This window comes from Rhabdothermincola salaria (assembly GCF_021246445.1).
In the GTDB taxonomy this organism is placed as follows: domain Bacteria; phylum Actinomycetota; class Acidimicrobiia; order Acidimicrobiales; family Acidimicrobilacustridaceae; genus Rhabdothermincola_A; species Rhabdothermincola_A salaria.
The window spans coordinates 126,585-149,295 of the sequence record NZ_JAJQXW010000004.1; the positions used below are offsets into that span (position 1 = coordinate 126,585).

The following is a 22,711-nucleotide window of genomic DNA, read 5'->3' on the forward strand; positions in this document are numbered from 1 at the left end:
CGCCGAGGCCCTAGGGCTGCGACCCCTCACCGCGGTCCGGGGCGAGGGCCGGCGACAGCACCTCCTTGAGTCCCTCGCGCCCGTCCACGCCGAGCTTGCGGTAGACGGACCGGAGGTGGTTCTCGACCGTCCGGACCGAGATGAACTTCTCCTCGGCGACGGCGGCACTGGTCTTGCCGGCGACCGCCTCGCAGGCGACCTCGATCTCGCGAGAGCTGGCACACGGCCGGCGCGCGGCCAGCGCCGGCGTCACCGGATCCTGGCACTGCGCCTCCCAGAGCTCCGACAGGCACGCCGCTCGGGCCGCCTCGACGCCGCTCAGGGCCAGCGACGCCTGGGCGGCCGCTTCGGCGGCCAACAGGTTGGCGCCCATGGCACCGAAGCGCACCGCCACGGCGAGGAGGCCGCGCCCGTCCTGCGCCGACAGGGCATCGGCGTGGTCGGCGACGACCTCGACGAGCGCCGCTCCCGGCGAGCCCCGCAGCGAGGCCAGGTCGGCGTGGACCAGATCGGGGCGTCCCAGCCGGACCGCGTCGTGCAAGGCCATCGCCCCCCAGGCCACGTGCTGGCCGGCGACCGCCTCCTGGCCACCACGAGCGGCGATCAGCGCGCCGTCCGGAGCCGAGCCGCCGGCGGCTCGACTCCAGGCCCGACCGCGGTCGACCCACACCGCCAGCCGTGGGTCCCGTGCGTCGAGCACGAGAGCCTCGACCGTCTCACCAGCCCGAGTGTCACCTCGCTGGCCCCGCTCCAACGCCACGATCCCGCGGACCTGGCGCTCGAGGCCGAACGGGTCGAACCGACCCATGAGCCCGAGGGCCTCTTCCGCCGAGCGGAGGGCATCGGCCAGGTGACCGGCGAGGTCGCAGGTGGCGGCGAAGGTGCCCAGCCAGGTCGAGTGCGTCCCGGTGCCCTCCGAGCGGACGACGTTGTCGGACGCCGCCGCCACCGATTCCTCCACGCGCCCGGCGATCCAGCACCCGAACACGTGCATCAGCTCCACCTGGTCGAGGGCGAACGGCATGTCGCTCGCGGCGGTGGCCGCCGCCTCACGGGCCTCGGCGATGACGGCCCCGAGCCCCTCGCAGTCGGCGGTCATCGTCAGGGCCAACGTGAGGCTCACGTAGCCGGCGGCGCGGGCCCCAGGTGAAGCGGCGGGGTTGGTCACCAAGGACCGACCCGCCGAGCGGGCCTCGACGAGGTCGCCCCGCACGGCGGCCACCACGCTGCGGTCCACATCGAGCCGAGCACCCAACCGGGCGTCGCCCACGTCGTCGATGGCGTCGCGGAGCACGGCGAGCGCATCCTCGGCCCGATCGAGGCCGAGGGCCAGGTTGTGGGCCCGGATGGACGCGACCTCGGCCCGCGCCTCGGGGTCGGTCGGTTCGACGTCGCGCAGCAGCGCCTCGGCCTCGTCGAAGCGGCCCTGGTGGGTCAACGCCTTGGCCAGGGGCAGCGCTCCCAGGTCGGGGGCCGTCGCGTGGACAGGGCGCGCCAGCCGTTCGGCGAGGAGCGGATCGTGGCGGGCCAGGGCGAGGGTGGCGCCTTCGATGGCCAACCGTGGACGGACCACCATCCCGGCCTCGTGGCGCCACACTGCGGCGCGCACCGGATCGATGCGATCGTCGTCGTCACCGACGGCCTCGACCAACTCGGTGAGCAGCTCACAGCGGCGCGCCCCGCTCAGCGTCGCCCGCAGGACCTCGCCGTGCAGCGGGTGGGCCGGCACCACCACCGGCCCGCCGCTCGAGGACACCACGTCGACCAAGCGGCGTTGCTCGAGGTCCGCCACCTCGGTGTCGACCACCGCCTTCAGGATGGGGAGCGGCAGGGGGGCGGCCAGCGCCACCATCTCGACGGCGTGGCGCTCGTCGATGGACAGCACGTCGAGGCGAGCCCGGACCAGATCGGTCAGACGGGAGGACTCGGCCAGCGGGCCGTGCTGCTGCCAGGTCCCGTCGGCATCCTGACGAAGGGCGCCCCCGACGGCGCCTTCGACCAGCTCGTGGACCACCAGGGGGTTCCCCTCACCGATCCGCCAGAGCTCGGCCAACAGCTCGGGAGCCACCCGACCCAGACGGGCCACGACGAGGGCGTCGGCATCGCTGCGCTCGAGGGGGAGGACCTCGATCCGTTCGACCAGGCCCCCGGTCCACAGGTCGACCACCTCAGCGGCCAACGGTTCACCAGCGCGCCCGGTGAGCACCAGCGAGGCGAGGCCGCGGTGGGCGGCCCCGGTGACCAGGGACAGCGAACCGGGATCGAGCAGGTGCACGTCATCGACGCCGAGGATCAGCCCGTTGGGCCCCCTACGGTCGCCGAGCGCCTCGAGTGCCGCGCCCACCACCTCGGTGGGGGGCCCGGCGGTCGGGAGGTCGAGGAGCTCCACGAAGGCGGCGAAGGGGATCCCGGCCATCGACGGGGTGGCCGTCGCCCTCACGACCCCCCAGCCGGACTGCTCGCTGCGATCGAGCACCTCGCGCAGGAGTCGGCTCTTGCCGGTCCCGGGCGGCCCCACGAACGCCGTGCCCGTCCCCGACGCGAGCCGATCGATGGAGGAGACGAGATGGTCCGCCCGCCCCACCAACGACCACCCCATGCGCCGATGGTAGGGAGGTCCGACCGGCAGTGGGGCCGAGAACGGTGAGCCGACTAGTGGTCGCCGGCGGCGGAGGCCCGGCGCCGGGCGGCGAGCAGACCCAGCCACCCGGCGCTCAGCAGCGCCACGGCGATGGCCAACAGCGAGGAGACGGGCCCTCCGGTGAAGGGCAGGAACCCCGTGCCCGGCCCGCTTCGAGCCGACGCCACGTCGGTCTCGGAGTCCGCTGAGGGCCCGACGGCGCCCGGCCCCTCGGTGCTGGTCGAGTCCCGGGAGGCCGAGCCGCCTTCCACCTCGGTCGGATCGGGAACGGTGGTCGACGGGCCCGGTCGGTCGAGCTGGGTGGTGGTCGTCGACTCGGACACCGTGGTGGTGGTCGTCGAGCCCGGCTCGGTCGTCGTCGTCGAACCCGGGGCGGTGGTCGTCGTGGTCGTCGTGGTCGGCAGGGTCGTCGTCGTCGTGGTCGGCAGGGTCGTGGTGGTCGTCGTGGTCGTGGTGGTCGTCGTGGTCGTGGTCGTCGTGGTCGTGGTCGTCGTCGTGGTGGTCGTGGTGGTCGTGGTGGTCGTCGTCGCGGGGGCGAAGGCGAAGTCCTGCCGCACATCGGCGTCGGGCTGCACCGTGACGTCGGCGGACACCTGGCGACCATCGGGATGGACGGCGGTGACCTCCCAGACGCGAGGACCGCCGTCGGGGGCCAAAGGGGCCTCCTCGAGGCGGTAGCTGCCGCTGTCGTCGGTGGTGGCCGACCCCCCGAAGGACGAACCGATGAACGCCCCCGACAACGCGGCGCCACTCCCGGTCTCGGTCACCGTGCCGACCACCGCACCGAACCCCCCGGCCGGCTGGCCGAAGTCCACGGTGATGGTGGCGCCGCAGTAGATGGTGACGAACTTGGTCTGGGAGACGAAGCCGTCGGCCGAGGCGGTGATGCTGAGCAGGCCCGGCTGGTTCAGGTAGCCGGGCACCAGATCGGTGAACTCGAACACCCCGTTGGCCCCCGTGATCGCCGTCACCGAGCCCGAGTACGCGAAGTCGGCCGTGACGGTCGCCCCCTCGATCGGTTCGAGGTCCACCGCGCTGACCACCACGCCGCGCACCGTGGCCCCTCCGCAGACGGGCACCACGGTCAGGTCCGCGGTCGTCGTCTGGTCCGGGTAGACGAGCGCGGTGGTCTCGGCCGAGAACCACCGATGGGTCTCCGGGGCACCGAACACCGGCACGTAGGCGACCTCCACCAACGCCTCGTCCCGCCCTTGGCGCAACGGGATGCCGTCGACGCGGTAGAAGCCGTCTTCGTCGGTCTGGACGTTCGGCAGGCCCTGGGAGGTGCACCCATCTCGACACGTGAGCCACACGGTCTCGTCCACCAACGGGGCGCCGGTCCCCTCCTCGATCAGCCGTCCCTGCAGCGACCCGAACCGGATGGGCTCGAGCGCCAGATCGACGGTCGCGTCATCTCCCGGGGAGAGCACGAAGGGCTCGGACACCGACTGGTGGTGGGTACCCGCTCGCGCCGCCCGCACCAGCACGTTCTCGGCCACCTCGTCACCGAGGCCGACCGGGAGCTCGTCGAACCGGTAGCGGCCATCCTCGTCGGTGCGCTGCCACTGCAGACCACCGGGCAGGTTGACGACCTCCACCCGGGCGTCGGCGACGGGCTCTCCGGTCACCTCGTCGGTGATCACACCGCCGACAGCCGCCACGCCCGGCTCGTCACCCCGGACGACCGTCAGCTCGACCTCCGGCACCACGACCTCGTCGCAGCCCTCGGCCACGAAGCGAAGCGATTCGGAGTTCTGACTGCTCGCCGGCCAGTCCTCCGGCGGCGCCGCGAACACCGTGATCCAGATGGGTTGGTTGTTGTAGGCCAGCAGCCTCGGCTTCTGCTGCGTGGCGAACGTGCCGTCGCTGGCGGTCGTCGGCAACGGGACATCACCCCAGACGATCTCGGCGCCAGCCACCGGGTCACCGTTCTGGTCGACCACCCGCCCGGTGAACCCGACGACCACGTCGCACTGCGGCACCATGACCAGGTCGACCTCGTCCACGGGCTCGTCCACGGTGAGCGACATCACCTCCGCGGCGGAGCGCCAGTAGCCGTCCTTGGTGGCCCGCAGGGCGCTGTTGGTCCCGTCGGCGTCTCGCTCGATCTCCACTGCGTCGTCGTCGTAGTAGCCGTCGGCGTCGCTGACGGCGATGAGGTTCCCGTCGCGGATCTGCGCGCCCGCCACTCCGATGTCGGTGGGGACGACCTCACCGTCGGCGTCGACGGTCCCCTCGACCACCCGTCCCGACACCGACCCGTAGAGGCGCGGAAGGAGCTCGAGGTGGACCGGGGTGGCCGTTCCACAGACGGCGGGGAAGGCGGCGAGGAACTGGTCGTGGTAGCCCGGGGCCGAGGCCCTCACCGAGAAGTTGTTGGTGGGCGTCGTCGGGATCTCCTCGCCCAGGAAGCGCCCGTCGGCGTCGGTCGTGCCCTCGTCGATGATCGTCCCCAGCGAGCCGAGGATGAGGACCTGGGCCCCGGCCAGCGGGAGTCCGGTGTCGGCGTCGAGCACGGTGACGTCGGCCGCTCCGAAGCACTCCGGGGTCAGCGCGAAGGTCACCGAGGCCTCACCGCCCGCCTCGCGCACCCGACCACCGGACTCGCCGCGGACGACGACGGCGACGGGCTCCTCGGCGGCGTCGTCCGGCGCGGAGACGGTGAGCTCGGCCACCTCCCCCGGCGCCACGGACGCCGGGGAGACGCTGGCGCTCCAGCCGTCGGGCAACGGGCCGGCGCTCAGCGCCACCTGGTCGTCGAACGCTCCGATGGCGAGGACCTCGACGAGGAAGCTGGTGCGGCCACCGGGGTTGACGGGTTGCGATGCGGGGGTCACCGTCAGGGCGAAGTCGTCACCGTCACCCACCACCACGGTGGTGGCCGACACCGAGGCGAGGCCGCCGGCATCGGTGACGCGCAGGCCGATGGGGTACAGCACCGCCGCGACGCAGGTGCCGCCGCAGACCAGCGCCTGCACCTCCGACCACTCGAGCTCGACGATCGCCCCGGTGGCATCGTCGTAGGCGCCGTCACCGTCGAGGTCCCACTCGAACTCGAGGGCATCGTCCGGGTCCGGATCGGTCGATCCGGTCCCGTCGAACACCAGGGTGGCGTCGGCCTGGGTGACGTAGGGGCCGCCGGCATCGGCGGTGGGTTCGCGGTTGGGCCGCTGCTCGACCTCGAGCGAGATCGACGCCGGCGCCCCGCCCTCGGTCGTCATCGTGACCACCACCGGGCCGCCCTCGGACCAGATGGCGGGCGCCGAGCCGTCGGCGTCGACGGCGACCGGCTCGCTCCCGTCTCCCTGGTCGAGGAGAGCGGCCAGGGGGGTGCCCTCGGCGTCACGGGACCGGTTGGCCACCGCGACCTCCTCCCCCACCAGGGGTGTCGTGTCGCTGACGGTGAAGGCCGACACGACCGGCGCGGTCGAGGCCACCTCGAAGGCGGTCGTGGACACGAACGACGAGACCGTCGCGACCATCGCCGAGAGGCTCGATGTCGAGGATGCGGTGGCGGACTCGGCCGGTGTCGCCGTCGGTTCGAACGAGGTGGTCGCGGAGGTGGGGTCGTCGTGGCCCAACCAGGTGGCCCGCTCGATGCGGGCCAGGTTCGCCGACCGGAGCCGATAGGCGAGCTGGTGATCCTCGAGGCGCTCGGCCGCGCCACCGCCCAGGGGATCGTGGACGGTGATCTCGGTGACGGTCTCTGCTCCGAGGGGGTCACCGAGCTGGGCCACGGCGACAGGGATCTCGGCCCGGGCCTCGAGGGGTCGGTCCGGGTCGCCGGTGCCGGCGAAGCGAACCACCACCGACCACAACCCTTCGGTGTCGGAGAAGCGGCTGCTCGAGGCGTTGGGCGTGCCCTGGAAGACCACGACGGCCACGTCGTCGACCAGGCCCGGCTCGCCGCCCTCACGATGGAGCACCTCGATCGGCTCGCCGATGTCGAGGTCGACGAAGAAGAGCGGCTGACCGGCCTCGTCGAGGCCCAGCTCGGCATCCGCGCCGGCCAGGTTCTCGCCGATCACCGCGACGGGCTCGGTGTAGCCGGTGGGGCCCCGCCACGACAGGAAGAGGCCGTCGCCGTCGCCGCGGTCGGCGCCGAAGGCCACCACCTCGGCGTCGTCGCTGATGGCCGACACGCCGAGAGGCCACCACCCCTGCGATGCCGTCACCAGGAGCTGGGCCTGCTCGAGCACGCCGGGGCCCACGAAGACCGCGGTGTCGAAGATGGGCACGCCCCGGGGGTCGACCTCGCCGGTGGGGTACGAGCCGGTCACGACGGTGGTGCCGTCGTCGGCGTGGTCGGCGAGGCTCGAGCTCGACGCGTCGGACGCTCCGGGCAGGACGATGCCCGGTCCGGTGGTGAAGGTGCCCTCGGCACCAGGGCTGGCCAGCACGCCGATCCCCGAGCTCTGGTCGAGCGGTCGGACCGGCACCACCACCCCGCCGACGTCGTTGGGGGCGGGCAGGCCGATGACCGAGAAGTCGGCGTCGTCGTCGACGCCGAACAGGCTGCTGTGGCTGCGAGCCAGGACCTCGACGCCGGGTGCGGGGTACGCGTAGCGCGTCAGGCGGCGCCGCAGGTCTCCGGCGAAGGTCTCCACCAGGGCGTACACGTTGCCGTCGTCGGTGATCTCGACCTGGTCGTAGACGGTCTCGTCGGGGCCGATCGAGTCGCCGTCGATCCGCAGCGGGGGGTCGTCGCCCTGGACCACGTGCACGCCGATGTCGAGCACGGGACCCAGGTCGACGGCACCGGCGAAGGCCACGTCGCCGAGGTCGTTGATGGAGGGGCCCGAGCCCAGCGCGTACCAGTCCGGGCCGGTCTCGGCGATGACGTCGCGGCGATAGGACTGGGTGACGGCGATCTGCGCGTCGCCCGTGAGGGTCGTGACCCCCTCGTTCCCGTCGGAGACCTGGGCGGCGGCGCGGACGGTGGAGATCCCCGTGTCCTGGCCGACCTGGAACGTGGCGGTGGCCGTGCCGGTGGCGTCGGTCAGCGGCTCGTCGTCGTCGAACCACGCGGCCGGGTCCGCAGGGTCGACGGAGAGGGCCACGGCGTAGCCCTCGAGGTCGATGTCGGCACAGGGATCGAGGCGGGCCGTCACCGTCGTGGTGCCCCCCGGCTCGACCGACACCGGGTCCACGCTCACCCGGATGGTGCCGCAGGCGTCGAGGCGGTGGTCCTCGCCGGCGCGCAGGAGGGGGACGTCGTCGACCTCGAGGGTCTGGGGCCCGGCCGGCAACGTGTAGTCGATGCGCAGCCGGATGTCGGTGGCGGCGGGCACGGTCACCAGCTGGTGGCCGAGGTCGGGGTCGACCAGCTCGGTGGTCAGGTCGGTGTCGGTGAACGGGTCGACCGCGGTGATGGTGAGGTCCTCGGCTCCCAGGGCCAGGAGGCCGTCGACGTGGACTTCCAGATCCCCTGACGACATCAGGAACGGGAGGTCCGCCGCGGACCACTGCCCGGGGCCACGAGGATCGAACTGGGTCTGGAGCACCTGGAGGTCGGTCAGGTAGGGAGCAGTGACCGGGTTGCTCGCCGGGTTCGCCAGAGTGTCGAAGGGCATCGGAGCGGACAGCTCGAGGCTGATCTGTCCGTCGCCGTTGAAGTCGAAGCGCGAGTAGGTCGTTTCCGCCGGGGGGCACCCCGTCACCCCGGGGGCGAGGCGCTCGGCCACGCAACCGTTGTGGTTGAGGTCCTTCTTGGGGTGGTCGGCGGCGCCGTCGAGCACGATGTCGGCCGCATCGGGGCAGCCGGCGCTCGGCGCCTCCAGGCACCCCTGGAGCCAGGCGTCACGGAAGCGCCGGAAGTCGCGCAGGTCCACCTTGCCGTCCGGCGCGGTGAAGCGGTTCGGGTCGTCGGGGTCGATGACGGTGTCCTGGGCCACGACGGCACCGGACGCATCCCGCACGACCCGGCGGTTGCCGTCGAGGGAGGCGTCGTTGACGTCGACCAGGTCGCGGGCCGCTCCGTCCAGCGTCATCAGCGGCCAGAAGGCGTCGACGGCGGGGGCCGCGGTGCACGCCGGCCAGGTGCCGCAGTCGCCGGCATCGGTGATCGGGAAGTTCCACGTGGTCAGCGCAGAGCGGCGCTCGGCGATGCCCGGCCGCGACCCGTGGGAGGCCAGGAGACCCGCGATGCCGGCCACCATCGGGGCGGCCATGGAGGTCCCCCGGCGCACACAGATCCGCTCGAACTCACAGGCCGACCACGCATAGCCGGGTGCGGCGACGTCGCCACCGGAGTTGGAGAAGTAGCTCCGGGTGAAGTTGGCCACGAGGTCACCCGGGTCGGGGAACCCCTGCGGGTCGGCGGCGAGGCCGAGCGCCTCCACCACCACGACGGGGTTGGGTCCGTCGTCGCCGTCCCAGGTGAGGGCAGCCTCGGGCGGTCCTGCGGTGGCCCGCATGGGGATCCACGGGCAGCTCGGGTCCTGTGGCAGTCGGAGCTGCTCCTCGGTGCTGGCGGCCAGCGTCCCGCCGGCGTCGCAGAACTGCGTGGAGTAGTTCCCCGCGGCGGCGATGGTCAGGACGTCGAGCGACGCCCCCCGCTTCAGCACCTGCCGCCACTTGCCGGCGTCGTGGGCGATCTCGGTGAGGGTCTCGTCGCGCGTCGAGGGCAGGCACGGTCCGGTGCCGGTGGCGTCGTCGTTCGGGCCCGGACCGCAGGTGAACGCCGGGTAGTTCGCCGCCCAGCTCGACGGGTACCAGGAGACGGCGATCGAGTAGTTCACCGTGCGCACGCCGGGGTAGCGCCCGTCCTCGATGGCGTCGAACAACGCCGAGAACAGGGCCATGGAGTCGTGACCCCTGCCGGTCGAGATGCCCACCACGGAACCGAGGGGGTGCATGCCCCGTGGACCTCCGGTGGCGTTGGCCCAGCCGGCAGCGATGATGCCGGACACGTGGTTGCCGTGCTCGGCGCCGGCCGGGGACTCGTTCACCGCGCAGCTCTCGCCGTAGGCGTGGGGGAAGCAGGGCTCGAAGACCTCGAGGCTGCCTTCCAGGTCTGGATGGTCGGGTTGGAAGGCCGAGTCGATGACGGCGATCTGCGCGCCGACATCGTCGTCGGCGAGGGCCTCGGTGAGGTTCCAGGCATGCGGCGCCCGGGTGGCTTCGAGGCTCCAGTTCGCACCGGCGCCGGGATCCGGGAAGATGCCGACCGGCTCGTCCCAGCGGTAGTCGCCGGGCAGCAACGAGGCGTCCTGGCCCTGGGGCAGGACGACCGGCTCCTCGACGAAGTCCATGGCCGCGAACTCGACGGCCGGCTCGGCCCGCAGCGCGTCGAGGGCGGCGTCGAGACCCGAGAAGTCGTCGGTGTCCTCGGCCAGCACCAACATGATGCCGTCCGAGGGAAGGGTGCCGACCAGGGGGCGGCCGACCCGGGTGAGGACGCCGTTCGCCTCGGCCACGGTGGTCTCCGGGACGAAGCCGAGCAGGATGCGGGTCCGCGACGCGCCGACGAAGTGCTCGGGGTGGACGCCCAGCTCGTCGGGGTCGCGGGTGGGCCAGCCCAGCTCGGGGAGGACGTCGACGACGAAGTCGTCGGCTGCGCCGGTGAGGGTGGCGCCCACGACGACCGTGCCGCCCGCAACCGCCGTCCCCCCGACGTCGACCCCGTAGTCGATGCTGATCGCCCCCGGGAAGGCCGCCGCGTAGGCCCCTCCCGGCGCGATGGGACCCGAGTCGATGAGCCCGTCCTCGCTGGTGAGCGTCGCCGCCTCCGAGGCCTGGTTGCGCCACACCACGCTCTGGTCGACGGTGGCCACCACCTCGGTCGCCGTGGGGCCGGCGTCGGTGAGGACGACCTCGACCGGGACCGGCGTCGGGGCCTCCTGGCCCACGGCCGGGTCGGGGACGTGCACCACGAGGCCCGTGAGGACGGCGATCGCGAGGGCCACTCGCACCACCACCCACGCGCGCTGCATGGCCCGAACGTAGAGGGCGCCCTCACCGGAGGTCCACGGTCGGGGCTACCTATTGGTGCCGCTCGACCTACTCATCGCGATCGAGATCCCCACTCCTGGTGCTGGCCCGAGGGTCGCCGCCTTCCCGACGGCCCGGGAGCGCCGACCCGACTGGGTCCGAGCCTCCCGGCGACATGGTGGTACCTGCGGGTCTGAGTACTCTCGGACGACCAGGACCGAGGAGGAACCGTGGGATCCATATGGCCGCAGCTGGTGCTCGTCGCCGGGCTGGTGGTGCTCAACGCCGTGTTCGCCGGCTCCGAGCTGGCCCTGGTGTCGTTGAGGGAGGGCCAGCTCCGGCGCCTCGAGGAGTCCTCCCGCAACGGCGCGGTGCTGGCGGCCCTGGCCCGGGACCCCAACCGCTTCCTGGCCACCATCCAGATCGGCATCACCCTCGCCGGCTTCCTGGCCTCGGCATCGGCGGCCGTCACCCTCGCCGAGCCGCTGGAGGAGCCCCTGGGGTTCCTCGGCGGGGCGGCCGGTCCGGCTTCCATCGTGGTGGTCACGCTGGTGCTCTCCTACGCCACCTTGGTGTTCGGTGAGCTGGCCCCCAAGCGCATCGCCATGCAGCGCGCCGAGCGTTGGGGCCTCGTCGTGGCCCGTCCGTTGGCCTGGCTGGCGTCGGCCACCCGGCCCGTGGTGTGGCTGCTGTCGCGCTCCACCGACATCGCGGTGAAGGTGCTGGGCGGCGACCCGGGCCGCGAGCGCGAGGACGTCACCGAGGAGGAGATCAGGGACATGATCGCCACCCAGGTGTCCTACACACCGACCCAGCGAGCGATCATCGACGGCGCGCTCGAGATCGGTGAGCGGCGCCTGCAGGAGGTGCTCTGCCCTCGGCCCGACGTGGTGTCGGTCCCGCACACGGCGACCCGGGCCGAGGCTCGCGACCGGCTGCGGTCGTCGGGCCACTCGCGGGCCCCGGTGGTCACGGGCGACATCGACCACGTGATCGGGATGATCCACCTGCGCGACGTCATCGACGATGATGGACCCCCCGTGACCGAGGCGTCGAAGCCCGTGCCGTTCTTCCCCGAGTCGGCCGGCGTGCTGGAGACGCTGCGCGACATGCAGACCCGGCGGGCCCAGCTCGCCGTCGTGGTCAACGAGCACGGCGGCGGTGAGGGCATCGTGACGATGGAGGACCTCGTGGAGGAGCTCGTCGGCGAGATCTACGACGAGACCGACCGCGACATCCTCAGTGTGATCCACGAGGCCGACGGGGCCATGGTGCTGCCGGGGCGGTTCCCCTTCCACGATCTGGGCGACGTGGGCATCGACGCCCCCGACGGGGACTACACGACCGTGGCCGGGTTGGTCCTCGACCGCCTCCAACGGCTGCCGGAGGGCCCGGGCGACACCGTGGAGGCCGGAGCGTGGAGCCTCACGGTGCTCGAGGTCTCCGGACGCACCATCACCTCGGTGCGGGCCCGGCGGCGCCCCGACGAGGCCGACGGGGACGGCGATCCGACGGAGGGCTGAGAAGGCCCCTCATCGGCGCGACCGGTACGGTCGCCCGGGTGGTGCACCTCTCGCTCGGCTGGACGATCGCCCTGGACGTGGCGGCGTGGGCCGTCATCGGCGTGACGGTCGGCTACGCCATGCACCGCATGCCGCGGCGGCGCCTCGACCACGACACGTGGCTCACCCGCATCCGGCCCTTCGAGGACGACGGCGGCCTCTACGTGCGCCTCGGCATCAAGCGGTGGAAGGACCGCACCCCCGAGCTCGGCGGGCTCTTCGCCGGAGGGGTGTCGAAGCGCTCCTCGGGCGGTCGCCCCCAGCTCGCGCGCTTCGCCGCCGAGACCCGCCGGGCCGAGTACACCCACTGGCTGGTGATGGCCGCCGGACCGTTCTTCGCCCTGTGGAACCCGTGGTACCTGGCACTCGTGATGGTCGCCTACGGGGTGGTGGCCAACCTCCCCTGCCTGGTGATCCAGCGCTACAACCGGGCCCGCATCACCAGGATGGCCGTGCGGCTCACCGACCGCAGGGCCCGACCCGACCCCGAGGGGCCTCCCGCCACGGGGACCTGACGACCCCGCCAGGTGACGCTGCGCGTCCACCAGCGGGCCCGCGCCGAGCGGGCGAACAGCGCCGCGAAGCCTCCGAGGAGAGCGGGGTGGGCCGGCGCCACCCACCACCGGAACCGGCCGACCCGCCGGGCGAGCACCCCGAACTGCACGCTGTAGGCCAGCCACGCCAGCACGGCGACCGCCAGGGCGCGAGGCGTGCGGCGGCGCAACACCGCCAGCGGGCCGGCCAGCCCCGCGGTGACCCACAGCGCCACCAGCACCGAGCGCCACCACGGCACCGAGGTGGCCCCTGCCGCCATGTTCTTGGTCCACCCCTCGATGAGCTGACGCGGACCCTCCGGGTACATGCGGAAGCCGACCAGATCGCCCCCGGCGAGCGCGGCCACGGGCAGGTCGGCGGCACGGAAGCGGTGGGCGAGCGCCAGGTCCTCGACCACCTCGTCGGCCACCGCCGCCCAGCCCCCGACGGCGGCCAGGTCGTCGCGTCGCACCACCAGGCAGGGGCCGAACGCACCGTCGGCCGTGCCGGTGGATCCCGGGGCGGCCGCCCCGGTGCCCATCACCGAGACGAGGTTGCACGGTGCCGACCACTGCTCGTAGGCCGCGTGCGGTCGGTGCTCGGGGAGCACCGACACCAACCCCCCGCGGTGCGCGTGCTCGCCGACGAGCGCGTCGAGGGCCCCGGGGGCGAGCGTGACGTCGGCATCGAGGAACACCAGCAGCGGGGCGGAGGTGGCCGCCACCCCGGCCCGCAGGGCCCAGGGCTTGCCCGCCCAACCGTCGGCGACGGGCCCGGCGGAGACCACCCGGGCACCGGCGGCCGCGGCCAACTCGGCCGTGGCGTCGGTGGAGCCGTCGTCGACGACGACGAGCTCGTGCGGGGTGAGCGTCTGGGTGGCCACCGACGCCAGCAGTGCGCCGATCGAGGCCTCCTCGTCACGCGCCGGCACGATCACCGCGACCTGGGGCGCTCTGGGCTCCGCCAGGGCGACGACCCGGGCGCCCTCTCCCAGCGGAGGGAGGCGCCAGCCCAGGAACCACCCCGCCGCCCACCCGGCCGACCAACCGGCCACCGCCAGGGCACTCACGCCCGGACGCCTCCGGGATCGATGCTCATGCCGGCTGCTGCTCGGCGAGCATGGCGGGTGCGGGTGCGCTCTCGCGCCAGGCCGTGCCCAGCGGCACGAGCATGCCGAAGGGTTCTCCGGCGGCCACGTGGTGGCGGCGGTGCGCCCGGGCCAGACGACGGGCCAGCGCCGAACGGCGGGCCACCGCCGCGCCACCCGGCATGCGGCGGTGCACGATGCCGTCGTGGACGAACGCGTACGCCGCGCCGTACGCCGTGACCCCTGCGCCCACCGCCAGCAAGGCCCGGGCTCGCGGCCAGCGGGCCCCGACGGCCATGGCGGTGACGGTGCCGGCGGCGAAGACCACCGGGTAGAGGTCGTTCTTCTCGACCAGCCCCGGTCGGGGCCGATGGTGGCTCTCGTGCCACGCCTCGCCGGGACCGTGCATCACCCAACGGTGGGCGGCGTAGGCCACCGGTTCCATGACGGCGAACGCGGCAGCAGCCTGCACCCCGCGGCGCACCCAGGGCCTCATCGGATCGCCCCGGGAGGGGTGGGCCCGGACGGAGCGTCCGTCGCGACGGCATCGTCGTCGCGATCGAGCGCCTTCCAACGGGCGGCCACGGCGGTGAGGAGCGAGAAGCCGAACACGTAGTCCTCCACGGGGATGTCCCACGGGAACCGCCAGCCGATGTGGTGGTCCGGGTCGTACAACACGATGGGCGCCGACAGCTTGGTGAACCAGCCGTTGACGAGCAGCATGAAGGCGTAGCAGATCGCCATGGCGATCCAGAAGCGCGAGTCCGAGAAGATGCCGCTGCGCAGCCAGAGCCGCTCGTAGAGCACCACCAGCAGCACCGACACGAGCGCGAGGAGCGTGTACTCGCCCATCACCGGCTCCGTTGCGATGCGGCGGGGCGCGATCGGGAGCCGGGGCCGAAGGGCAGCCAGGTGACGCGCCCGTCGAGGATGTTGCGCACGCTCTCGTAGGACAGCAGCAGGCAGAGCGGCACGACCACGAAGAACACGAACTCGTCGAAGGGCACGTCGAGGGGCATCCGCCATCCCGTCACGTACTGCTCGGCGAAGAACCAGTGGCCGCGGGCGATCGCCACGGCGTCCCACAGGTAGAAGACCACCACCACGGGGGCCAGCGTCTTGAGGGTGCGGACCGGTCGGCGGTACACGCGCGCCGAGAAAATCCACTCCAAAGGCAGGGTCACGATCAGACAGCCCAACATGACCAACAGGTACTGTCCTCGATCCAAGACCTCTCTCACCTTCTCGGGCGCCGACACGGTGCCCACCGCTATGCGGGACCGAGCGTCCTCGCGCAGGAGCGAACCATGGCTTCCGTGCCTTCCACCGTACGCCCCGCGGGGGGTGGAGCACCCAGCGAGCTGCGAGAAATCGCGGCGGCCACCGACGCCCACCTCGACGTGTTCCTGACCGAGGAGCTCCGGCGCTGGGAGGCGGTCGACCCGGGGCTGGCCGACCCCCTCGAGGCCCTCCGCAAGCTCGTGCTCCGAGGCGGCAAGCGGCTCCGTCCCGCGTTCTGCCAGTGGGGCTTCCTCGCCGCTGGTGGCGACGTCGGTGACGACGCGGCCACGGCCGCGCTGAGCGACACCCGTTCGGCCTTCGAGCTGTTGCACGCCTTCGCCCTGGCCCACGACGACGTCATGGACGGCTCGGCCAGCCGACGCGGGCTGCCCACCACCCACATCGAGTGGGGCGAACGCCACCGCGAAGGGGGGTGGCGGGGCGAGAGCCGACGCTTCGGCGAGAGCGTCGCCATCCTGGTCGGCGACCTGGGCCACACCTACGCCGCCCGACTCATGGCCGGGAAGCCAGCGCCCGTTCTCGCCGCCTGGGGTCAGCTCGAGACCGAGCTCATGTTGGGGCAGTTCCTCGACGTGGTCGGCACCGCCACCGGCGAGGTGCCCGAGGGCACGGCCCGCCACATCGCCCAGCTCAAGTCCGGGCGCTACACCGTGGCCCGACCCCTCGAGGTGGGTGCCGCGCTCGCCGGCCGGACCTCCGTGCCTCCCGCCCTCACCGCCTACGGCGACGCGGTGGGCCTGGCCTTCCAGCTGCGCGACGACCTCCTCGGCGTGTTCGGGGCCGAGGCCGACACCGGCAAGCCGGTGGGCGACGACCTGTCCGAGGGCAAGCCCACCACCCTCTTGGCCATCGCCCGACGCCGGGCCGACGCGGCGCAACGCACCGTGCTCGACCAGGTCGGCCACGAGTGCACCCCCGCCCAGATCGCCGACATCCAGGCGGTACTCGAGGACACCGGCGCCCGTTCCGAGGTCGAGCACCTCACCGTCGAGCTCACCCACACCGGCGTCGATGCGATCACCCGGGCCGACGCCGGGCTCGAGCGCAGAACGGTCGAGGTGCTCGCCGAGTTCGCCGTCATCCTCTGCGATCGGAGCTCGTGATGCGAGTCGTCGTCGTCGGCGCCGGCCTCGCCGGGCTGTCCGCCGCCTGCCACCTACGAGGTGCCGGCCACGACGTCCTGGTCGTCGAACGCGATGCCGGACCAGGCGGACGGGCGCACGACCTGCGCCTCGAGGGCTACCGCTTCGACGCCGGCCCGACCGTGTTCACCATGCCCGAGCTGGTCGACGACTGCTTCCGGGCCCTGGGCGCCGAGCCCCGCGCCTACCTCGAGGTGCGCCCGGTCGATCCGCTCTACCGGACGACGTTCGACGACGGCAGCGTGCTGCACGTCCGGGCCGGCCGAGAGGCCATGGCCGCCGAGATCGCCTCGGTGTGCGGCCCGGCCGAAGCCGCCGCCTTCCACCGCTTCGCCGATTGGCTGGGCGAGCTCTACGCGCTCGAGATGCCCAACTTCATCGACCGCAACTTCGACTCGCCGCTCGACCTGGCCTGGCCGCTCGGACCGGCCCTGCACCTGCTGCGCCTCGGCGGACTGCGCAAGCTCTCCACCAAGGTGGCGAGCTACTTCGCCGACGAACGGCTCCACAAGGTCTTCGGCTTCCAGAGCCTCTACGCGGGGCTGGCGCCCTACGAGGCCCTGGCCGTCTACTGCATCATCACCTACATGGACTCCATCGCCGGGGTGTACCACCCGGTGGGCGGGATGCAGGCCGTGCCGGCGTCCATGGCCCGAGCCCTCACCGACCACGGCGTCGAGTTCCGCTACGACACACCGATCGACCGCATCCTGCTGGCCGAGGGGACGTCGGGACGCGTCCTCGGCGTCCGCACGGACGACGGCGAGGTCATCGGCGCCGACGCGGTCGTGTGCAACCCCGACCTCCCCGTCGCCTACCGCACCCTGCTGCCCGGCACCCCGATGCCCCGCGTGGCCCGTCGCGGCTCGTACTCGCCCTCGTGCCTCCTGTGGCACGTGGGCGTGAAGGGCCGCCCGGCCCCCGAGGTCGCCCACCACAACATCCACTTCGGCGGCGACTGGCACGGCGCCTTCCGGGCCCTGCTCCACGACGGCGTGCGCATGCCGGACCCGTCGTTGCTGGTCAGCGTGCCCACGGTCGACGAGCCGGGCATGGCCCCCGACGGCGACAGCGTCCTCTACGTCCTCGAGCCCTGCCCCAACCTCGACGGCCGCGTCGACTGGACCCGCGAGCGGGGACGGGCCCGCGACAGCCTGGCCCGGCGCATCGAGGAGCTGGGCTACCCCACCGACATCGTGGTGGAGCACTTCGTCGACCCCCTCGACTGGGAACGCCAGGGCATGGAGCGCGGCACGCCGTTCGCGCTGGCCCACGACTTCTTCCAGAGCGGTCCGTTCCGGCCCAACAACGTGACCCGCCACGCACCGGGGTTGGTGTTCGCCGGTTCGGGTACCGTTCCGGGCGTGGGGGTCCCGATGGTGCTGGTGAGCGGCCGACTGGCGGCCGAGCGCGTGTCCCGCCTCTCGTGAGCGGCCCGTCCGCACCGGTCACCCTCGAGCAGTCCTACGAGGAGTGCCGGCGGCTGAACCGGGCCTACGGCACCACCTACTACTGGGCCACCTACGCCCTGCCCCGAGTGAAGCGCCACCACGTGCACGCCCTGTACGGGTTCTGCCGCTTCGCCGACGAGATCGTCGACGATCCCGGCTTCGGCACCGTCGCCCAGCGCGAGGCGGCGCTGGGCGACTTCTCGCGACGCTTCTTCGCCGACCTCGACGCCGGCCGCTCCGACGACCTGGTCCTCAAGGCCGTCATCCACACGATCCGCGCCTTCGACCTCGACATCGACCTGTTCGAGCGGTTCCTGCGGTCCATGACGATGGACCTCACCGTCGAGACCTACGAGACCTGGGCCGACCTCGAGCTCTACGTCGACGGTTCGGCGGCCGTCATCGGCGAGATGATGATGCCGATCCTCGAACCGGTCGACGCCGAGCGGGCCCGAGCCGGCGCCCGTGCGCTCGGCATCGCCTTCCAGCTCACCAACTTCCTGCGCGACGTGGGCGAGGACCTCGACCGGGGACGCGTCTACATCCCCCAGGAGGACCTGCGACGCTTCGGGGCCGACCCCCACCGGCGCACGGTCGATGCCGCCTGGATCCACCTGATGCACTTCGAGATCGAGCGGTGCCACCAGCTCTACGCCGAGGCGGACCGCGGCATCCGGGACCTGCCCGCGTCATCGGCCCGCGGCATCTGGGCGGCCCGCCGCCTCTATGCCGGCATCCTCGACGAGATCGCCGGCAACGCCTACGACGTGTTCACCCAACGGGCCCGGGTGCCCGCGTGGGAGAAGGCCCGCGTCGTGGCCCTCAGCGCGCTCGGCCGCCCACCGAGCTGACGCGGCCGGCGGCGGCGCCCACGGCCCTCGGCCCCGCTACCGTCGCCGCCATGGCCAGCATCGCGACCAACCGCTCCGTCGACCGGGACGGGCTCGACGAGTTCGTCCGCCCCCGGCACAAGGGCGTGCTGCTGACCCGACGACACGACGGCTGGCCGCAGGCCTCACTGGTGACGGTGGGCCTGGCGGCCGACGGCGACCTGGTGGTGTCGAGCTACCCGGAGCGGGCCAAGGTGCACAACGTCGAGCGCGACGCCCGGGCCTCGATGGTGGTCATGTCCGACGACTTCGGCGGCGAGTGGGTGCAGGTCGACGCGTCGGCCCGGGTGGTCCACCTGCCCGAGGCGGTCGACGACCTCGTCGAGTACTACCGGTGCATCAGTGGCGAGCACCCCGACTGGGACGAGTACCGCGAGGCCATGGTGCGCCAGGGCAAGTGCCTCATCCGCCTCACGCCCGAGCGCTGGGGCCCCATCGCCAAGGGCGGCTTCCCTGCCCGCCTCGTCGCCGACGACTGACGATGGCGGACGGACCAGCCGCCACGCCTCGCCAGCGGTGGTTCGGCCATGCTGGGGGCGTCGGGACGTGTGAGAGGGGAAGCAACGTGACACCGACCCGTTGGCGATCAGCCCGGTGGGACCGGATGCCCGTGGGCCGCAAGATCCTGCTCATGGCCTTCGTGGCCGTGCGGATCTCACTCACGGTCAGCGCCCTCGTCGATCTGGCGGATCGTCCCGCCGAGTCGGTGCGGGGCAAGAAGCGCACCTGGGCCCTCGCCATCGTGGGCGTCGACATCATCGGCCCCCTCGCCTACTACTGGCGGGGCCGATCGGCGGATCCGACGACGGGACCGCCCGCCCCCGACCCGGTCGATCCCACGGCTACAGCAGGGCGCGCTGGCGAGCCCATTCGAGGGTGAAGCCCGACAGCACCGGCGATCCGAGCTGGCCGGCAGCGGACGCACCAGCCAGCACCAGGGCGGCTCGCAGCTCGTCGAGGAACCCCTCGAGGTAGCGCACCAGGGCGGCCGTGCCCCGCTGGGCGGCTTCCACGGCGGGACGTCCCACGCCCACCAGGGTGGCGCCGAGCGCCAGGGCGCGGGCGGCGTCGAGACCGCTGCGCACCCCTCCGGTGGCGATGACGGGCACCCCGAGCGTCCGGGTCTCGAGCACCGAGGCCGCGGTAGGGATGCCCCAGTCGGCGAACACCTCCCCGAGACGGGCGGCGTGCTCGTCGCCGAGGGCGGCGGCCCGATCCCGCTCGATCCGGGCGAAGCTGGTCCCGCCCAGGCCACCGACGTCGAGGGCGGCCACTCCCGAGGCCACCAGCGCCGTGGCGCCTTGGCGGTCCATGCCGGCACCGGTCTCCTTGGCCACGACCGGGACCGGGCTGGCGGCCACGGCTCCGGCCACCCCTTCGAGCAGACCGGTGAAGGATCGGTCGCCCTCGGGCTGGACCAGCTCTTGCACCACGTTGAGGTGCACGGCGAGCGCATCGGCTCCCACCATCTCCACGGCCCGGGCCAGGTCGGCGGGCGTGAGGCCGGGCGTGCCGTCCTGGTCGATGAGCTGGCAGGCCCCCACGTTGCCGAGCACGAACGCGTCGGGGGCATGGCGCCGGACAGCGGCGAAGGAGTCGCGGACCGAGGCGTCGATGAGGGCCACCCGCTGCGACCCCACGCCCACGGCCAGCCCCAGCTCGGCGGCCGCCTCCCCGAGGGTGGCGTTGAGGTGGCCGGCATCGGGGAAGCCACCGGTCATCCCGGCGATCATCACCGGGGCCCGGAGGGTGGCCCCGAGGAAGGACGTGCGGAGGTCGACCTCGGCGACCGAACAGCCCGGGAGCACCCGGGGAACCAGGTGGACGTCGCCCCACCCGGCGTCGCGGGCGTGCTGGGAGGCGCCGTCCAGCACCAGCTCGAGGTGCTGGCGCTTGCGATCCTTGGCCGTCGCCGCACCCTGGGCACCGACCCGCGTGCCCGCTCGCGCGACGCCGTCCCCGTCGGTCACGAGGGACCCCTCGGCGGCCTCATGGCTCCAGACCTTCGCGGATGCCCCGCGCCGATGTCGGGTCGGGGGCCCGATCGGGCCGCGACAATGGCGAGGTGGACTACCTGCGGATCTGGGCCGACGAGGACGGCGAGTCGCACCTCGAGGAGGTGACGCTCGAACGCCGGGTGCACCCGGCCGAGCCGGGGGTGGCCGAGCTCTGGCAGTCGGCGGCACTGCCCGTGTCGGCCCTCCACGTGGTGACGGTGAAGGCCGCCGAGCAGCGTCCCGACTGGCACTGCGGGCCCCGGCGACAGTTCGTGGTCTTCCGCGACGGCTCGACCCGCATCGCCACCAGCGACGGCGACGAGCGCCGGTTGGCGGCGGGCAGCCTGGTGCTGGTGGAGGACCTCCACGGGCGGGGGCACCTCACCGAGCACGAGTCCGGCGATCGCCGGGTGCTCGTCATCCCCACCGCGTGAGGGGCAGGACGGGGACCGGCGCAGCTCCGCCGACCGACTAGAAGCCCAGGCCGGACTTGGTGCCCGCGCCCCGCTCCACGCCCTCGGAGGGCTGCACCATCACCCAGCCCTCGCCGCTGAACGCCATCTGGAACGTCTCACCGGAGGACTTGCCGATGAGGGTCTTGAGGTTCACGTCGCTCTTGAGGCTCATCTGCACGCCGTTGGTCCACATCACCACCGCCTGGGGGTCGACGAAGGTGGGGGCGCTGGCCACGTCGAGCACCACCGGGGGCCCGTCGGAGGTGATGGCCACGTAGCCGGTGCCGGTGAGCACCACGTTGTAGCGACCGCCGGCCATGGCGCCCGTGCCGCCGATGGCCTTGATGTCGTAGCCGATGGAGCCGCTGAAGGCGAGGACGCTGGAGCCGTTGCACCAGATGCTGTCGTTCTCGAGGTAGATGATCTGGATCTCGGCCGCCTGGTCGGCCAGGAACACCTCGCCGGAACCGGTGACGTCCATGATGGGGACGCCTTCCCTGGTGACCTTCTGCTTGAGGTAGCCGCTCATCCCCCCGGAGCCGGCGTGCCCGAAGGAGGCATCGCCCTGGTAGGCGACCATGGAGCCGATGCGGGCCTTCACCGGTCCGTACTGCAGGAACACCTTGAGCAGCTTCTTGTTCTGCAGGGTGAAGGGGTCGGCCCCCGTCGTCTCCTTGAACTCGGTGAAGTCGGCATGGATCGCCACGGTGCATCCTCACTTGTGGTGTTCGGAGGCGGTGGAGCCCACCACCTCGGCCAACACTAGGTCGCGCCGGCCACCGCATCTCCGTGCCGAGCACCGGGCCGGCGTCCACCAACATGGCGGGCCATGGCCCGCACCCCTCTCGTCCTGCTCCCCCCGTCCGAAGGCAAGGCGGCCGGAGGTTCCGGCCGCCCCTGGGCCCCCGGCTCGACGTCCTTCCCCGAGCTCGACGACGCCCGTCGCCAGCTGATCGCGGCCCTCGCCACCGCCATGGATCGACCCGAGCCGGCGCGCCGCAAGCTCCTCGGGGTGAAGGGCGCGGCGCTGGAGGCAGCCACGGGAGCGAACCGCGCCGTGGCCGCCGCCCCCACCCGCCCCGCCATCGAGCGCTACACCGGGGTGCTCTACGACGCCCTCGACGCCGGGTCGCTGCCCGCCCGCGAACGGCGCCGCCTCCGAGAGCAGGTGGTGGTCTTCTCGGGGCTGTGGGGCCTGGTGCAGCCGGGCGACGCCATCGCCGACTACAAGCTCAAGATGGGCGCCGTGCTGCCCCCGTTCGGGCGCCTGTCGACGTGGTGGCGGCCGGCCGTCACCGAGGCGCTGGCGCCCCGGGTCGACGGCCGGGTGGTCTGGGACCTGCTCCCCCAGGAGCATCGGGCCGCCTGGGCACCCACGACGGCGCAGTCGGATGGTGCCCCCCGTACGGTCATCACCGTGCGGTTCCTCGACGAGACGTCCCCACCAGGGGCCGAGGGCGCCGACCGCGCCTTCACCACCGTCAACCACTGGAACAAGCTGCTCAAAGGGGCGCTCGTCCGCCACGTGCTCACCCACCAGCTGCGCGATCCCGACGGCCTGGCCCGGTTCACCCACCCGGAGGGCTACGTCTACGACCCGTCGCTCACCGAGGACGCCGCCGGGCACCTGGCCGTGGCCCTGGTCCGTCCGGCTCGCTGACCCCCGCCGGACCGGACGGTCGGAAACGACCCCTGGGGCACGCCGACGCCGGTGGCAC

At 72.9% G+C, this 22,711-nt stretch carries 17 protein-coding genes; 9 read left to right on the plus strand and 8 right to left on the minus strand.

All coding sequences use genetic code 11. From position 1 onward, the window contains the following. Nucleotides 1-10 precede the first annotated feature (10 nt). The gene (locus tag LUW87_RS15820; RefSeq protein ID WP_232672173.1) at nt 11-2,599 is read right to left on the minus strand and encodes a helix-turn-helix transcriptional regulator; all 2,589 of its coding nucleotides are present in this window, start codon (nt 2,597-2,599) and stop codon (nt 11-13) included. 53 nt (nt 2,600-2,652) lie between these two features. Next, nucleotides 2,653-10,575 carry a carboxypeptidase regulatory-like domain-containing protein gene (locus tag LUW87_RS15825; protein ID WP_232672174.1) on the minus strand — a complete coding sequence of 2,641 codons (7,923 nt, stop codon included), beginning with the start codon at nt 10,573-10,575 and terminating at the stop codon, nt 2,653-2,655. 228 nt (nt 10,576-10,803) lie between these two features. Between LUW87_RS15825 and LUW87_RS15830 the strand changes: the two genes are divergently transcribed. Together LUW87_RS15830 and LUW87_RS15835 are read left to right on the plus strand one after the other, a co-directional pair. Further along, entirely contained in the window at nt 10,804-12,096 is a 1,293-nt protein-coding gene (locus LUW87_RS15830) for a hemolysin family protein (RefSeq protein WP_232672175.1), read from the plus strand. A gap of 38 nt (nt 12,097-12,134) precedes the next feature. Continuing rightward, a complete protein-coding gene (locus LUW87_RS15835) occupies nt 12,135-12,650 on the plus strand; it encodes a glycosyl-4,4'-diaponeurosporenoate acyltransferase CrtO family protein (RefSeq protein ID WP_232672176.1) in 516 nt (171 codons plus the stop codon). Here the strand turns inward: LUW87_RS15835 and LUW87_RS15840 are convergent. The 4 genes from LUW87_RS15840 to LUW87_RS15855 are packed head-to-tail and all read right to left on the minus strand — an operon-like array spanning nt 12,557 to nt 14,985. Beyond that, entirely contained in the window at nt 12,557-13,738 is a 1,182-nt protein-coding gene (locus LUW87_RS15840; protein ID WP_232672177.1) for a glycosyltransferase family 2 protein, read from the minus strand. The two genes, LUW87_RS15835 and LUW87_RS15840, sit on opposite strands and share 94 nt — an antisense overlap. A gap of 25 nt (nt 13,739-13,763) precedes the next feature. Further along, entirely contained in the window at nt 13,764-14,228 is a 465-nt protein-coding gene (locus LUW87_RS15845) for a sterol desaturase family protein (RefSeq protein ID WP_232672178.1), read from the minus strand. A gap of 20 nt (nt 14,229-14,248) precedes the next feature. Then, nucleotides 14,249-14,608, minus strand: coding sequence for a lycopene cyclase domain-containing protein (locus LUW87_RS15850; protein ID WP_232672179.1), 360 nt, complete (start codon nt 14,606-14,608; stop codon nt 14,249-14,251). After that, nucleotides 14,608-14,985, minus strand: a complete 378-nt coding sequence (locus LUW87_RS15855) for a lycopene cyclase domain-containing protein (protein ID WP_232672180.1) — start codon at nt 14,983-14,985, stop codon at nt 14,608-14,610. Before LUW87_RS15855 ends, LUW87_RS15850 begins: the two co-directional genes overlap by 1 nt. A 78-nt stretch (nt 14,986-15,063) precedes the next feature. Between LUW87_RS15855 and LUW87_RS15860 the strand changes: the two genes are divergently transcribed. The 5 genes from LUW87_RS15860 to LUW87_RS15880 all read left to right on the plus strand — a co-directional run bounded on the left by LUW87_RS15860 (nt 15,064) and on the right by LUW87_RS15880 (nt 19,421). Then, nucleotides 15,064-16,161, plus strand: coding sequence for a polyprenyl synthetase family protein (locus tag LUW87_RS15860; protein ID WP_232672181.1), 1,098 nt, complete (start codon nt 15,064-15,066; stop codon nt 16,159-16,161). Further along, the gene (locus LUW87_RS15865) at nt 16,161-17,630 is read left to right on the plus strand and encodes a phytoene desaturase family protein (RefSeq protein WP_232672182.1); all 1,470 of its coding nucleotides are present in this window, start codon (nt 16,161-16,163) and stop codon (nt 17,628-17,630) included. The genes LUW87_RS15860 and LUW87_RS15865 overlap by 1 nt, the downstream gene beginning before the upstream one ends. After that, a complete protein-coding gene (locus tag LUW87_RS15870; protein WP_232672183.1) occupies nt 17,627-18,502 on the plus strand; it encodes a phytoene/squalene synthase family protein in 876 nt (291 codons plus the stop codon). Before LUW87_RS15865 ends, LUW87_RS15870 begins: the two co-directional genes overlap by 4 nt. A gap of 50 nt (nt 18,503-18,552) precedes the next feature. Next, nucleotides 18,553-19,020, plus strand: coding sequence for a PPOX class F420-dependent oxidoreductase (locus LUW87_RS15875; protein WP_232672184.1), 468 nt, complete (start codon nt 18,553-18,555; stop codon nt 19,018-19,020). A gap of 86 nt (nt 19,021-19,106) precedes the next feature. Continuing rightward, the gene (locus LUW87_RS15880) at nt 19,107-19,421 is read left to right on the plus strand and encodes a hypothetical protein (protein ID WP_232672185.1); all 315 of its coding nucleotides are present in this window, start codon (nt 19,107-19,109) and stop codon (nt 19,419-19,421) included. On the opposite strand, the gene fni is transcribed toward LUW87_RS15880, so the two are convergent. Further along, complete coding sequence (gene fni, locus LUW87_RS15885; RefSeq protein WP_232672186.1) at nt 19,384-20,511, minus strand: type 2 isopentenyl-diphosphate Delta-isomerase; 1,128 nt, start codon at nt 20,509-20,511, stop codon at nt 19,384-19,386. The two genes, LUW87_RS15880 and fni, sit on opposite strands and share 38 nt — an antisense overlap. Nucleotides 20,512-20,606: 95 nt before the next feature. Between fni and LUW87_RS15890 the strand changes: the two genes are divergently transcribed. Beyond that, entirely contained in the window at nt 20,607-20,972 is a 366-nt protein-coding gene (locus LUW87_RS15890) for a cupin domain-containing protein (RefSeq protein ID WP_232672187.1), read from the plus strand. A gap of 37 nt (nt 20,973-21,009) precedes the next feature. Here LUW87_RS15890 and LUW87_RS15895 read toward each other — a convergent pair whose 3' ends face one another. Next, the gene (locus LUW87_RS15895; RefSeq protein ID WP_232672188.1) at nt 21,010-21,699 is read right to left on the minus strand and encodes an AIM24 family protein; all 690 of its coding nucleotides are present in this window, start codon (nt 21,697-21,699) and stop codon (nt 21,010-21,012) included. Nucleotides 21,700-21,822: 123 nt separating this feature from the next. Between LUW87_RS15895 and LUW87_RS15900 the strand changes: the two genes are divergently transcribed. Further along, nucleotides 21,823-22,653, plus strand: coding sequence for a YaaA family protein (locus LUW87_RS15900; RefSeq protein ID WP_232672189.1), 831 nt, complete (start codon nt 21,823-21,825; stop codon nt 22,651-22,653). Nucleotides 22,654-22,711: the final 58 nt, after the last annotated feature.